General features: G+C 60.2%; 13 protein-coding genes. 2 read left to right on the top strand and 11 right to left on the bottom strand.

Going from position 1 to position 13,408, the window contains the following annotated elements:
- Nucleotides 1-90: 90 nt before the first annotated feature.
- The 7 genes from mnmA to HGP12_RS05315 all read right to left on the bottom strand — a co-directional run bounded on the left by mnmA (nt 91) and on the right by HGP12_RS05315 (nt 7,350).
- A complete protein-coding gene (gene mnmA, locus HGP12_RS05285) occupies nt 91-1,290 on the bottom strand; it encodes a tRNA 2-thiouridine(34) synthase MnmA (RefSeq protein ID WP_168838275.1) in 1,200 nt (399 codons plus the stop codon).
- Between the two features lie 274 nt (nt 1,291-1,564).
- Entirely contained in the window at nt 1,565-2,218 is a 654-nt protein-coding gene (locus HGP12_RS05290; RefSeq protein WP_168838274.1) for a CDP-alcohol phosphatidyltransferase family protein, read from the bottom strand.
- 6 nt (nt 2,219-2,224) lie between these two features.
- Entirely contained in the window at nt 2,225-2,626 is a 402-nt protein-coding gene (locus HGP12_RS05295; RefSeq protein ID WP_168838273.1) for a hypothetical protein, read from the bottom strand.
- Nucleotides 2,623-3,573, bottom strand: coding sequence for a phosphatidate cytidylyltransferase (locus tag HGP12_RS05300; protein ID WP_168838272.1), 951 nt, complete (start codon nt 3,571-3,573; stop codon nt 2,623-2,625). Before HGP12_RS05300 ends, HGP12_RS05295 begins: the two co-directional genes overlap by 4 nt.
- A gap of 2 nt (nt 3,574-3,575) precedes the next feature.
- Complete coding sequence (locus HGP12_RS05305) at nt 3,576-4,223, bottom strand: lysophospholipid acyltransferase family protein (RefSeq protein ID WP_168838271.1); 648 nt, start codon at nt 4,221-4,223, stop codon at nt 3,576-3,578.
- 208 nt (nt 4,224-4,431) lie between these two features.
- The gene (gene serA / locus HGP12_RS05310) at nt 4,432-6,027 is read right to left on the bottom strand and encodes a phosphoglycerate dehydrogenase (protein ID WP_168838270.1); all 1,596 of its coding nucleotides are present in this window, start codon (nt 6,025-6,027) and stop codon (nt 4,432-4,434) included.
- 144 nt (nt 6,028-6,171) lie between these two features.
- Nucleotides 6,172-7,350, bottom strand: coding sequence for a phosphoserine transaminase (locus HGP12_RS05315; RefSeq protein WP_168838269.1), 1,179 nt, complete (start codon nt 7,348-7,350; stop codon nt 6,172-6,174).
- Nucleotides 7,351-7,615: 265 nt separating this feature from the next.
- Here HGP12_RS05315 and HGP12_RS05320 point away from each other — a divergent pair, with 265 nt between their 5' ends.
- Complete coding sequence (locus HGP12_RS05320; RefSeq protein ID WP_246703252.1) at nt 7,616-8,401, top strand: glycosyltransferase family 25 protein; 786 nt, start codon at nt 7,616-7,618, stop codon at nt 8,399-8,401.
- A 111-nt stretch (nt 8,402-8,512) separates the two neighbouring features.
- Here HGP12_RS05320 and HGP12_RS05325 read toward each other — a convergent pair whose 3' ends face one another.
- Nucleotides 8,513-9,346, bottom strand: coding sequence for an outer membrane protein (locus tag HGP12_RS05325; protein WP_168838268.1), 834 nt, complete (start codon nt 9,344-9,346; stop codon nt 8,513-8,515).
- Between the two features lie 242 nt (nt 9,347-9,588).
- Nucleotides 9,589-10,437, bottom strand: coding sequence for an outer membrane protein (locus HGP12_RS05330; RefSeq protein ID WP_168838267.1), 849 nt, complete (start codon nt 10,435-10,437; stop codon nt 9,589-9,591).
- Nucleotides 10,438-10,755: 318 nt separating this feature from the next.
- Here HGP12_RS05330 and HGP12_RS05335 point away from each other — a divergent pair, with 318 nt between their 5' ends.
- On the top strand, nt 10,756-11,310 hold the full coding sequence (locus HGP12_RS05335) for an SH3 domain-containing protein (RefSeq protein ID WP_205926341.1): 555 nt from the start codon (nt 10,756-10,758) through the stop codon (nt 11,308-11,310).
- Between the two features lie 82 nt (nt 11,311-11,392).
- Here the strand turns inward: HGP12_RS05335 and glmM are convergent, their stop codons facing one another.
- The gene (gene glmM, locus HGP12_RS05340; RefSeq protein ID WP_168838266.1) at nt 11,393-12,745 is read right to left on the bottom strand and encodes a phosphoglucosamine mutase; all 1,353 of its coding nucleotides are present in this window, start codon (nt 12,743-12,745) and stop codon (nt 11,393-11,395) included.
- Between the two features lie 306 nt (nt 12,746-13,051).
- Nucleotides 13,052-13,276, bottom strand: coding sequence for a GDCCVxC domain-containing (seleno)protein (locus HGP12_RS33915; RefSeq protein WP_246703253.1), 225 nt, complete (start codon nt 13,274-13,276; stop codon nt 13,052-13,054).
- Nucleotides 13,277-13,408: the final 132 nt, after the last annotated feature.

Here is a 13,408-nt window from a genome sequence, read left to right on the forward strand (position 1 = left end):
TTGAGCGGCTTATAAGGTGCGGTTCGGCTCGGTGTCAAGCGGATGATTTGGAAAAATCGGTGGTTTCTCTTGCACCGATGCCGTCTGCGCTCAGGCGGCCACCGGGCTCGCCAGCAGCGCCTTCAGCGAAGCCTCCGCCATCGGCTCGCGTTCCGAGCGTTCGATGAAGCCGCCGCCATAGACGCGGGCATCGTCGCCCGGCGCGGAATAGAGCGCGCAGGCCTGGCCGGGAGCCACGCCGGCTTCGCCGACTGTGAGGTCGACATAGATGCCGCTGGCGTCGGCATGCAGTACGGCCGGGGACGGCGCGCGGGTGGAGCGAACCTTGGCGAAACAGGCAAAACCGTCGTCAGAAGCCGCCTGGGTAAGCGGCTCGTCACCCAGCCAGTTCACGTCGCGCAGATAGACGCGATGCGTTTCCAGCGCTTCCTTCGGGCCGACGATGACGCGGCGCGAGCGGGCATCGAGATAGACGACATAGAGCGGCTCGCCGGTGGCAACGCCGATGCCGCGGCGCTGGCCGATCGTATAGTGCAGGATGCCTTCGTGCTGGCCGAGCACGCGGCCGTCGAGATGGACGATCTCGCCGGCCAGCGCCGCATTCGGCTTCAGCTTGGCGATCACGTCGGAATATTTGCCTTGCGGCACGAAACAGATGTCCTGGCTGTCGGCCTTCTTGGCAACGACGAGGCCCATTTCCTCTGCCAGCGCGCGGGTTTCGGCCTTCGGCATGCCGCCAAGCGGAAAGCGCAGATAATCGATCTGGTCCTGCGTCGTCGCGAAGAGGAAATAGCTCTGGTCGCGATCGGCATCGGCCGGGCGATAGAGCGCGCGACGATGCGGGTGCTCCGAGGATGGATTCGGACGCGAGCGGATATAATGGCCGGTCGCCAGCGCATCGGCGCCGAGTTCCTTGGCGGTCAGCAGAAGATCGGCGAACTTGACGGTCTGGTTGCAGGCAACACAGGGGATCGGCGTTTCGCCGGCCACATAGCTTTCGGCGAAGGGATTGATGACCGTCTCGCGGAAGCGCTTTTCATAGTCGAGCACGTAATGCGGGATGCCGAGCGTTTCGCAGACGCGGCGCGCATCGTCGATATCCTGGCCGGCGCAACAGGAGCCGGCGCGATGCACGGCCGCGCCATGATCATAGAGCTGCAGCGTGATGCCGAGCACATCATAGCCCTGCCGCTTCAAAATGCCGGCGACGACGGAGCTGTCGACACCGCCCGACATGGCGACGACGACGCGGGTATCTTCCGGCCTCTTGTCAAAATCCAGTGTATTCACGGTCGTTGCCGCCAGTCTTGAACGATCTTCGATGCTGCCAAGCGGGATGACTTTTTTCGAGAAGTCTTCACGCTATCACGATTTGATTTCGCATGATCTGATCCAAAAAACGCTGCACACTTTTTCGGGATCATGCTTCTGATCGCCGCATGCCATGCAAAAGCGGCGAATTTTCATCATGCGGGGCCTTCGGCCGCTGTTTGCGGCCAGCCTCAATTGTGGACGGATATAGAAAGGATTGCCATCCCATGCAAGGGGCGGGCGAAATCGCGAATCACCCCTTTGCCTTCAAATGTCCGATCAGATTGCCGGCGCGCCGTAAGACCGTGACAGCCGATCCGATGGCGACGATCCAGAGCGCGATCGTCAAAACCCAGCTGCCACCACTCCATAGCGCCTCGACGATCGAGAGCAAAGCCGCAGCCGTGGCGACCGCCATGCGATGCTGCTTGGCCATTGGCCCGCCGAAATCGCTGGGATTGCCCGTGGCCCGTCCAAGCTCGCGGACATAGGCTGTGAGCACTGCAAAGGCGGCAGCGGCCCAGCCGAGTCCCGGTATTGCGACGCCATAGCCAATGCCGGCAAAAATGAGGATATCGGCAACACGATCCGGGAACTCGTTCCAGAACGGCCCGTCGGCCTCGCCCTTTCCGCCCTCGACCGCCACCATGCCGTCAAGCAGGTTGCAGAGCAGACGCAGCTGGCAGAACAAGGCAGCGAAGATCAGCGGGGCCACCCGCATCTCAGCGCTGCCGACGGCGCCGGAGAGCCAGAACGAGGCTCCCGCCAGCGCTGCCATCAGCATGCTTGCCTGCGAGATCCGGTTCGGCGTCACCGAAAGCGCGGTCATGCGCCGCGCCAGTGCCTGTGCCCACCGCGTGTTGCGGCTCGCCAGCGGCCGCCTGTCGCCTGTTCCCTCGCCGGTCATATGCCCTTATCCCTCATGATTTCGCGGCCTTCCGCCCGATATCGAATAATTGTAGATCGCCGCATAACTGGAGGAGACCAGCAGCGGCACCGCAATGGTTTTCAGGATCTCCGGCGTGCCGCTCAGCGCGTGGATGACGATCAGGATGGTCGCCGAGCCCAGGCAGGCGATCAGCGGCGGCGCCCAAAGACGCGTAGAGCCGCCGAACCGCCGCGACAAAGCTTCGACCACGGATTTCAGGAACAGCGTCAGGCAGCCCGAAAGCACACCCTGCACGAAGCCCGCGATCAGTGGCCTCGGCATCGGGTGCATGCGGTTGGCGAAGAAAGCCCAGCCGCCCATGGCGAGGAAGGCGAAAAGCACATGCACGATGCTGCTGCCGGCAAGTGCTTTCAGCTTTCCGTTCATGACAGCGACCACCAGTAGCGCACGAGATGGAAGAAGATCGGCGCGGAGAAGACGACCGAATCCAGCCGGTCGATCAGCCCGCCATGCCCCTCGATGAGATGGCCCCAATCCTTGACGCCGCGATCCCGCTTGATCGCCGACATGACAAGCCCGCCGAAGAAACCCATGATCGTGATGACGAAGGCGAGAAGCCCAGCCTGCAGCGGCGTGAACGGCGTCACCCACCAGAGCGCCGCCCCGATCAGCGAGGCGCTGATGACGCCGCCGACGAAACCCTCCACCGTCTTCGATGGCGACAGCCGCGGCGCGATCTTCGTTTTCCCGAACAGCTTGCCCCAGACATATTGCAGGACGTCACTGAGCTGCACGACGATCACCAGAAAAGCGATCAGCAGCACATTGCGGCCTTCATAGCCCGGAATATGCAGCGTCAGCAGCGCCGGCACATGCGAGGCGCAGAAGACGCAGATCATCAGCGCCCATTGCACCTCGGCGATCCGCACCAGAAACCGCTCCGTGTCGCCGCGCAGCACCGCGATGATCGGCATGAAGAGGAAGGCGTAAACGGGGATGAAGATCGAATAGATGCCATATTGCTCGGCCCAGAGCAGATAATATTGCACCGGCAGGGCCACAAAGAAGGCCGCGGCAAGTGCCCAATGATCCGCCCGCTTCGTGTTGATCAGCGTCATGAATTCGCGCAGCGCCGCAAAGGAGCAGAAGGCGAAGAGCAGGATGACGCCGGCGCGCCCGGCAATGAAGGCGATGCCGATCAGCACCACCATCACCCACCAAGCCTTGATGCGTGCATTCAGGTTTTCGATCGCGGCGTTCGATCCGTCGGGCGACAGGCGCCGCTGCAGCACATAGCCGACGACGGAGGCGACGATCAGGACGCCGAAAATGCCGAAAACAAGATGGATCAGATCGGCGCTTGCCGCACTCATGCTCAGTCTCCCGCCCGCTTGGGCGCCAGCGCCAGCAGCGCCGCTTCTGCTCTCGCCAGGAACTCCGTCTTCTCTTCGGCCTCGTCGATATGCAGCGCCTCGCCGAAGGTGACGGTGCAGATCAGCGGAATGGGCACGAACTCGCCCTTGGGCATGACGCGATTGAGATTGTCGATCCAGACCGGAATGAGATCGATATCCGGGCGCGCCTGGGCAAGATGAAAGAGCCCGCTCTTGAAGGGCTGCAGCGGCTGCTCGGTCAAATTGCGGGTGCCCTCCGGAAACAGGATCAGCGAGGAACCGGCATCGAGCGCCTGCGTCATCTGCGTGACCGGATCTTCCTTACGCGCCTCACGATCCCGTTCGATCAGCACGGCATTGAAGACATCGCGGCCGATAAAGCTGTTCAGCGGCGATTTCAGCCAATAGTCAGCACCCGCCACGGGGCGCACGCGTCGGCGCAATCGCGGCGGCAGGACAGTCCAGATCAGGATGAAATCGCCATGGCTGGAGTGATTGGCGAAATAGACGCAGCGGCGGGTTTGCATGCCGCTCTCGGGCCAGATCGCCCGGACGGCGGTGATGGCGCGTGCAAAGAGCACGATCGCCACGGAGACGGGCCTGGCCAGCCATTCGATCGGCGTGCCCATCCTTTCCCCGAAAATACTCTTCCGCAATGCCTCCATGGCAAAAGAGATAGGCGCGTTTCGGCGGCCTAGATAGTCCACAGCTTCAGCTTATCCACAACCCAAGCAATCATGAAGAAAGCCCGGCGCAACTCGCGTCGCGCCGGGCTTCCGGATTGGCTCTTGGGAGGAGCAAACTCTCTGGCTGCCGCCCCTTAGCGGGCGGGCGGGCTCAATCGACGTTGAACACCAGCGGCTTTGCCTGGCGGATCGCCTGATGCGCCGTCAGCTTGGCAAGCACGTCATCGCTGATCGGACCGTCGACATAGAGAAGCGCGATGGCATCGCCGCCCTGCTTGTCGCGGCCGAGCTGGAAGTTGGCGATGTTGACACCGGCGGAGCCGAGCGTCGTGCCGATGAAGCCGATCATGCCGGGAACGTCGGTATTGGCGATATAGACCATGTGGTTGCCGACATCGGCATCGAGGTTGATGCCCTTGATCTGGATGAAGCGCGGCTTGCCGTCCGAGAAGACGGTGCCGGCAACGGAGCGCGTCATGCTGTCGGTGGTAACCGTCAGCTTGATGTAGCCATCATAGACGCCGGTCTTATCGCGCTTGACTTCAGCAAGCACGATACCCTTTTCCTTGATCATGATCGGCGCCGAAACCATGTTGACGTCGGCAACCTGGTTGCGGATCAAGCCGGCAAGCAGCGCGCTCGTCAAAGCCTTGGTGTTCATGTTGGCGGTCACGCCGTCATAGAGGATCTCGATTTCCTTGATCGGATCTTCCGTGACCTGGCCGACAAAGGCACCGAGAACATCGGCAAGCTTGATGAACGGCTTCAGGATCGGCGCTTCCTCGGCAGTGATCGAGGGCATGTTGATGGCATTCGAGACGGCACCCTTGACGAGGTAGTCGGCCATCTGCTCCGCAACCTGGAGCGCGACGTTTTCCTGCGCTTCCGTGGTCGACGCGCCGAGATGCGGCGTGCAGACGACGTTCGGAAGGCCGAAGAGCGGGCTTTCCTTCGCGGGCTCGACCTCGAAGACGTCGAAAGCGGCGCCGGCGACATGGCCTGATTTGATGGCGGCGGCAAGGGCTGCCTCATCGACGAGACCGCCGCGGGCGCAGTTAATGATGCGCACGCCCTGCTTCATCTTGGCAATGGCGCTCGCGTCGATGATATTGCGGGTCTTGTCGGTCAGCGGCACGTGCAGCGTGATGAAATCGGCGCGCGCGAACAGCTCATCGAGCTCGACTTTGGTCACGCCCATTTCCTCGGCGCGCTCCTTGGAAAGGAACGGGTCGTAGGCAACGACGTGCATCTTCAGGCCGATGGCGCGGGAGATCACGATGGAGCCGATATTGCCGGCACCGATGATGCCGAGCGTCTTGCCGGTGATTTCGACACCCATGAACTTCGACTTTTCCCACTTGCCGGCCTGGGTCGAGGCATCGGCAGACGGAAGCTGGCGGGCGACGGCGAACATCAGCGCGATGGCATGTTCGGCTGTTGTGATCGAGTTGCCGAACGGGGTGTTCATGACGATGATACCGCGGCGCGAGGCGGCTGGAATATCGACATTGTCGACACCGATACCGGCGCGGCCGACAACCTTGAGGTTCTTGGCCCCTTCGATGATCTTTTCGGTCACCTTGGTGGCGGAACGGATGGCAAGACCATCATACTTGCCGATGATTTCGAACAGCTTGTCCTTGTCCTTGCCAAGCTGCGGCTGGAAATCGACTTCGACGCCACGATCGCGGAAGATCTGGACGGCGGTTTCCGACAGTTCGTCGGATACGAGAACGCGAGGTGCCATTGAGGCCTCCTGAAAAGGGTCAGCTAAGACGAGCAATTCCGGGAAACGTGTAAAGCGGCTTTCCGTATGGAATTGCAGGATACAACGAGAATTTCGGGATGCTGGGCTCCGCCGATCGTGGCGGAGCCATAAACGCTTCAAACCTCAGGCAGCGGCCTGGGAGAGCGTCGCCTTCTGCGTTTCGAAAGCCCAGGCGAGCCAGGGCATCAGCTTCTGCATGTCGGCAGCTTCGATCGTCGCACCGGCCCAGATGCGCAGGCCGGACGGTGCGTCGCGGTAATGGCCCACGTCAAAAGCAACCGCTTCCTTTTCGAGGAGTGCGACCAGACCCTTGGCGAAATTCGCCTGGCCGTCGGCATCGAGAGCGACGACATCCTTGTCGACGATCTTCAGGCAGACGGACGTGTTGGATTCCGTCCCGGCCTTGACGGCGAGATTGGCGATCCAGCCATTGGCGGCAACGAAATCGTGGATGACCTTGGCGTTGGCATCGGCACGGCCGATCAGCGCCTTCAGGCCGCCGAGATCCTTCGCCCAGAGGAGAGCGTCGATATAGTCTTCAACGCAGAGCATCGAAGGCGTATTGATCGTCTCTCCGGTGAAGATGCCTTCAATCAGCTTGCCGCCGCTGGTCATGCGGAAGATCTTCGGCAGCGGCCAGGCCGGCTGATAGGTCGTCAGGCGCTCGACGGCGCGCGGCGACAGGATAATGACGCCATGTGCGCCCTCGCCGCCCAAAACCTTCTGCCAGGAGAAGGTGACGACATCGAGCTTGGCAAAATCGAGGTTCTGAGCGAAAGCGGCCGAGGTGGCATCGCAGATCGTCAGGCCCTTGCGGTCGGCCGGGATGAAATCGGCGTTCGGAACGCGCACGCCCGAGGTGGTGCCGTTCCAGGTGAAGACCACGTCGCGGTCGAAATCGACAGCGGAAAGATCGGGCAGCTCGCCATAGGCGGCTTCAAGCTTGCGGACGTTCTTGAGCTTCAGCTGCTTGACGACATCGGTAACCCAGCCGGCACCGAAGCTTTCCCAGGCGAGCATGTCGACGCCGCGTTCGCCGAGCAGCGACCAAAGCGCCATCTCTACGGCGCCGGTATCGGAGGCCGGGACGATGCCGATGCGGTAATCTGCCGGCACTTCCAGAATTTCGCGGGTAAGATCGATGGCCTGCTTCAGCTTTGTCTTGCCGACCTTCGCGCGGTGCGAACGGCCAAGGGCCGCATCGGAAAGAGCATTAAGTGTCCAACCTGGACGTTTCGAGCATGGACCAGAAGAAAAATGGGTATTATTCGGACGGATGTCCGGCTTGGCGAGCTTAGTCATGATGCTATCCTCTCAGATAGAAAGCTCCTCGTTGGGGAGGAGTGTCCCGCCGCCGGGTATATTGGAAGCCGAGCACGAGCACAATAGTAAAATTTGCGGATGGCGCTCGATCACAAAGTCGTGCGAAAAGTTTGACGGTGCGTAAGTTACGCACAATGAAATTCAGCCAAATTTGGCCACATAAAAACTGGTTTTTGTGCCGAAGCACAATCATATAAGGCCTAGCGTCCCATGGCCGCGCCGATAGAAATAACAAGTGTGCCCAATGTTACTAACTGCGCTCGCCGAAAGCCCCTTCATGCCGGCACAGACCGTGCCGGTCTATCTGATCAATATTGACCGCGCGACGGAGAGGTTGGCGGAGATCCGCCGGCAGAGCGATGAATTCGGCTTCCGATTTGAACGCATCGACGGCGTCGACGGCGCCCTCGTCCCGCGTGATCAATGGATCGACGTGGACCACGACCGTTTCCAGCGCCGGCACGGTCGGACGATCCTGCCTGGTGAATATGGCTGCTATCGCAGCCATCTGCTTGCATTGCGCCAGTTTCTTGCGAGCAGCGACGCAATGGCCATCATCATCGAGGATGATGTCGCCCTGGATGCCGATTTCCTGGCGCGCGCTATAGCCGCCAAGGAAGCGGCGCCGACCGCCGACCTGATCAAGCTTGTCAACCATCGCTGGAACGGCTTCCGTGCCATGATGCGCAGCAGGAAGGGAGATGTCGTCGGTCGTTGCCTTTTCGGCCCACAGGGTTCGACGGCCTGCTATCTCGTCACGCGCCGCGGCGCCGAGAGAATCGTCAAATCGCTAGAGGTCATGTCATTGCCTTGGGACGTGGCGGTGGAGCGTGGCTGGGACATGCATATATCGATCTTCAGCACACGCGCCAATATCGCCGGCTTCAGCCGGCTGCAGCGAACCACCATGATCGGCTGGCGCCGCGATTATCGCGCCGCCAAGTCTTCTGCGTGGCGGCGCGTACCCGCCCACATCTTCCGAACTTTGGATTTCTTTCGGCGTATCAACTATGTGCTGACGACGCCATAGAGCAATTCCAGGAAAAGTGCGCAGCGGTTTTCCGTCCGGAATTGCAAGGAAACAAAGAGATAGAGCGGCTCAGAGGCTCATTGAAAAGCTGAACCGCTCTAAGCCTCGATCCTACCAGGTCGTGATCCTGAGACCGATCCGGATTTCGTGCCGCGAGAGCGCACCGTCACGACCCACAGTGCCGCCTGCGCTCGCCACCGATTCGCCGAACATGTCTCCGCCGGCAACGTGGGAGAAGCGATAGCCAAGGTCGACCTTGATATTCGGCGCAACCTCGTAGGCGACACCCGCCATCAGAGCATAGGTCATGCGCCAGTCGCTATCGCCCGGATAGCGCGCGCTGATCGAAGCCACGCCACCACAGCCGGAAGCACCGTCCACGCAGGAGCCCATGGCATTGACGCTGCTCCACGAGACACGCGTCGCACCCAGTCCCGCACCGACATAGGGCGTAAAGCCGGCAAGCGTTCCGAGATCGACGTAGCCGTTGACCATCAGGCTGCCGGCCCTGAAGGAAGAATGCGCCTTTGTGGAGCAACCTGTGCCTGCGGCTCCGCTGGCGCAAGGCGAATTGCTGGAGATTCGGCCGTCGAAATCGCCGCTGAAGAAATCCCCAGTGACATCGGCGCGAAATAGATCGTTGAATTGATAGCCGACGCCCAGGCCGCCGGAAAAATCGCCGCCAAAGCGGGTCGAATCGAAGCGGCTCGAACTGTAGTCGCCACCAGCTGGATCGTAAGCGCGGAACGTCGTGTTGTTGCGGCTGGCATTGACGGCATAACCGACATCACCGCGAACGTACCATCCCTTCGCATCCTTGACGCTGACCTCTGGGACACTGACTTCGGGCACCTTGATTTCCGGCGGCGCATCGCCCGCAAGAGCAACGCCCGCCGATGCGCCTGCCATCGCTGCGGCCAGCGCCAAAGCGTCAAAACGGATCATTACCCCTCGCCTTCCATCCTCGGGCGAATGCCCGCGCGTCGAACCGGTCGGCCTTTGCTTGCCCGCGAGCCCGTCAGAGAAGAGACCCTGCGGGAAAGCCGCCATTCTCATTTCATTAACCATAGGGAATTCATGGTTAATGAAGCTTTAAAGCACGGAAGAATTGCTTAACGGCAGGGAGAAAAGACAAAAGCCGCCCGGAGGAAACCGGACGGCTTTTCAATGGCTTGCGTGAGGTATGCTTATTTGTAGACCGGCTGGGCCGGAATATCGGCCGGCGGCATGTAGCTTGCCGTCTGGCAGCCGCCGAAGGTGTAACGGGCACCGATGCGAGCTTCGTGCAGGTTCAGGCCCTTATCGTAGCCGGGGCCGCCGTTTTCAGCGAAGCCGAACATATCGCCGCCCTGGATATGCCGATAGCGATAGCCGACGTCAGCCTTGAGATTGCAGCTCAGATCGATGGACGTACCGGCCATCAGCGCGTAGGTGAAGCGCCAGCTGCCGCGACCATTATGCGTAACCGATCCGTCGCAGGAGTCCGGATTGGCGTCCGAGCAAGAGGTGTTCTTCAGATTGCTCCACTTGACGTAGGTACCACCGAGACCACCACCGACATAAGGCGTGAAGATGCCGTACGTGCCGAGATCGACGTAAGCGTTGGCGAGCAAGCTGAAGGCCGTCAGGGATGCCAGGTCGCGGGACGTTGCCGGGACGGACGTGAAGTCCGGACCGCAGCCGCCGCAATTGCCCTTCGTCGAACCCTTGAAGTCGGACTTGAAGAGATAATCGAACGTCAAGTCCGTGCGCAGGTAGTTATTGATCTGATAACCGATACCGCCGCCGAGCGTGAGGTTGTCATCGAGCGACGCCCTATCGAAATCGACCAGGCTGGAATTGGAGCCCTGGAAATAGTTGGCGCCGCGCAGGTTCGTGAAGGCATAGCCGACATCGCCGCGCAGGTACCAGCCGCTGGATTGGGCGACAGTCACTTCCGGCGCCGACTGCGCGGGTTCCGGTGTATAAAGATCAGCAGAAAAGGCCGACGTGCCGACAAGCAAAGTGGCAAGTGCTCCTATTAGGGATTTCATCATGGCTTTGGCTCCAAATTTCTTGCCTTGGCGCAGCAGACGCTTGCCAATCGAAAAGACATGACAGGGATAATGATGAAAATGAGTTAAAGCCTGATTAACTACGAATATTTACCCTGTTTATTCAGAGACTATACTTTATTTAATATATTAGAAACTTGTGATTTTATAATAAAGAGAACGAGATGCGGCCGTTTCACCTCCTCCCTTCTTCGCGAGGACATGCGCCACCAGGTGTCGTGGAGGTCTGGATTTTAAACGAATTGGCAAGAATAGAGCCACTACAGTGCGGTGGCCGGAAGCTAACTCAGGAGGAAGTCTTTGACTTGCCATCGAAAGCTATGGACCTGCCTGGGGCTCCTTATCCTCTTCCTGAGCCCTGCCGCTCTGGCCGGCACGAAGCCGATAAAACCCGTCGCGGCCACGGCATGGAACAAGGGTCGCGAAACGGGATTGCCGATCCCTCGTTATGTTTCCCTGCGGGCTCAGAAGGCACGCATGCGCGTGGGTCCATCGACCATCTACGCAACCAAATGGATCTATACGAAACCGGGCCTGCCCCTGGAGATCATCGACGAATATGGCCATTGGCGGCAGGTCCGCGACGACACCGGCGTGACCGGCTGGATGCATAGTGCCCTGCTCTCCGGCACACGTATGGCGGTGATCGCGCCCTGGCTGACCAAGAATGCCATGCTGCGCGCCGATCCCAATCCGGCCGCTCGGGCGGTCGCGGAGCTGCAGCCTCGCGTACTGGTTTCGCTGCAGTCCTGCACGGGAACATGGTGCCGTGTTTCCGTAGGGGAGCATTCGGCAAGAGGCTATGTCAGGCAGGAAAAACTCTGGGGCGCCTATCCCGGCGAAATGTTCCAGTAAGCCGCCTTTGCCTCACCGGCGGAAAACAAAACGGCCGCCTCGATGAGGCGGCCATAGATTTGGATATCCAGTATTTCCAGTCTCAGGCTGCCGAGCGGACGCTCGAAATTACGTCGATCAATCCGCCGACGATACGCTCGATCTGGCCGCGATCGTCGCCCTCGGCCATGACCCGGATCAAGGGCTCGGTGCCGGAAGGACGGATGACCAGGCGGCCGCTGCGGGCAAGCTCGCTTTCCGCATCGGCGATCGCCTGCCGCACCTGAATATCCTCCAGCGGCTTGCCGCCAGCTATGCGGACATTGCGCAAGAGCTGCGGCACGGGCTCGAAACGCCGGCAGACTTCGCTGACCGTCCTGCCGGTGCGTTTTACCGAGGCAAGGATTTGCAGCGCGGCCACGAGCCCATCGCCTGTCGTGCCGTAATCGGACAGCACGATATGACCCGATTGCTCGCCGCCGACATTGTAATTATGCTGACGCATATGCTCGACGACATAGCGGTCGCCGACGGCGGTCCGGGCAAGCGACATGCCGCGCTCTTCCAGGAAACGCTCGAGGCCGAGATTGGACATGACGGTCGCCACGATGCCGTTGCCGCGCAATGTCTGGCTCTCGGCCCAGCTCTCTGCGATGACAGCCATCAGCTGATCGCCATCGATGATCGTGCCGGTCTCATCGACGATGATGACGCGGTCGGCGTCGCCATCCAGCGCGATGCCGATATCGGCGCGCACTTCATCCACCTTCTTCTGCAGGGCGACAGGGCTGGTGGAACCGCAATTCAGGTTGATATTCGTACCGTTCGGCTCATTGCCGATGGTCACGACGTCGGCGCCGAGTTCCCAAAGGGCGGCCGGGGCAACCTTATAGGCGGCCCCATTGGCGCAGTCGATGGCAATGCGCAGTCCCTGCAGCGTGACGTCACGCGGCAGGGTGCGCTTGGCATGCTCGATGTAGCGGTCATGCACGCCGTCGATGCGCTTGGCACGGCCGATATTCTCAGCCTTGGCAAGATGCTCGGTAACGTCCTTGTCGAGCAGATCCTCGATCTTCATTTCAAGATCGTCGGACAGCTTGTAGCCGTCCGGCCCGAAAAGCTTGATGCCGTTGTCCTCGTAAGGGTTATGCGAAGCGGAAATCATGACGCCGATGTCGGCACGCAGCGAGCGAGTCAGCATGGCGACGGCCGGCGTCGGAATAGGGCCGAGAACGAAGGCATCGACGCCGGCCGCAGTAAAGCCTGCGACCATCGCGTTTTCCAGCATATAACCGGAAAGACGTGTGTCCTTGCCGATAACGACGCGGTGACGGTGACTACCCCGATGGAAGATCGTGCCGGCGGCGATACCCACGCGCATGGCAAGATCCGGCGTCATCGGATAGATGTTGGATTGACCGCGAATTCCGTCAGTTCCGAAATAGCGACGTTTCATATGCACTCCTGTCGTTGCTGCATTTTCGCGAAACATGCAGCGGCATCGAAAACACTGCTCTGAATCCAGAGACGCTTTGAGCATCGATGCCTGTGGCTCATGCCACAGATTGTAAAACTCGGCACTTAAATTACCGAGACCGCCTATTACAACGCGTTACCATTAATAAGCACTAAAAAACCGCATCGGGTGGAGGCGGACAATATTCCAATTCACAACATAAGCTGCCCATATTACTTCCCCCGGCTACGACGATTGTGCATTCAAGGCTGTACTTGCAGCCTCATCATCGTGGTGTCACGCTAGTCAACAGCAACGGCCTTGCCCGCCCTGAGCCTGGATCGGTGGGCAAGGAACGGTTCCGAACGAGCAAAACACACAACAAGCACCGGCCTTTGGCTGAAGGCTGGCGCCACAGCCTTTGCAATCATAGAAATACTGGCAGGCGTCGGTTGGCATCGTTTCCCTCGCCTTGAAACCGCAAATCGGACAGGTAATCGTTGAGCTGAGAATCACGGATGCTGTACGCATGGAGATATTCGATCATCAGTAGGGCGATGCCGGCGACGAGACCGGCGAACGCCGATTTACGATTGCGGCCCTCGACGACATGAATGCAGACAAGCCCGCTGCCCTGATCGCCATCGACATCGCTAGCCGCAG

It is taken from the genome of Rhizobium sp. P28RR-XV (assembly GCF_012641385.1).
GTDB lineage: Bacteria > Pseudomonadota > Alphaproteobacteria > Rhizobiales > Rhizobiaceae > Rhizobium.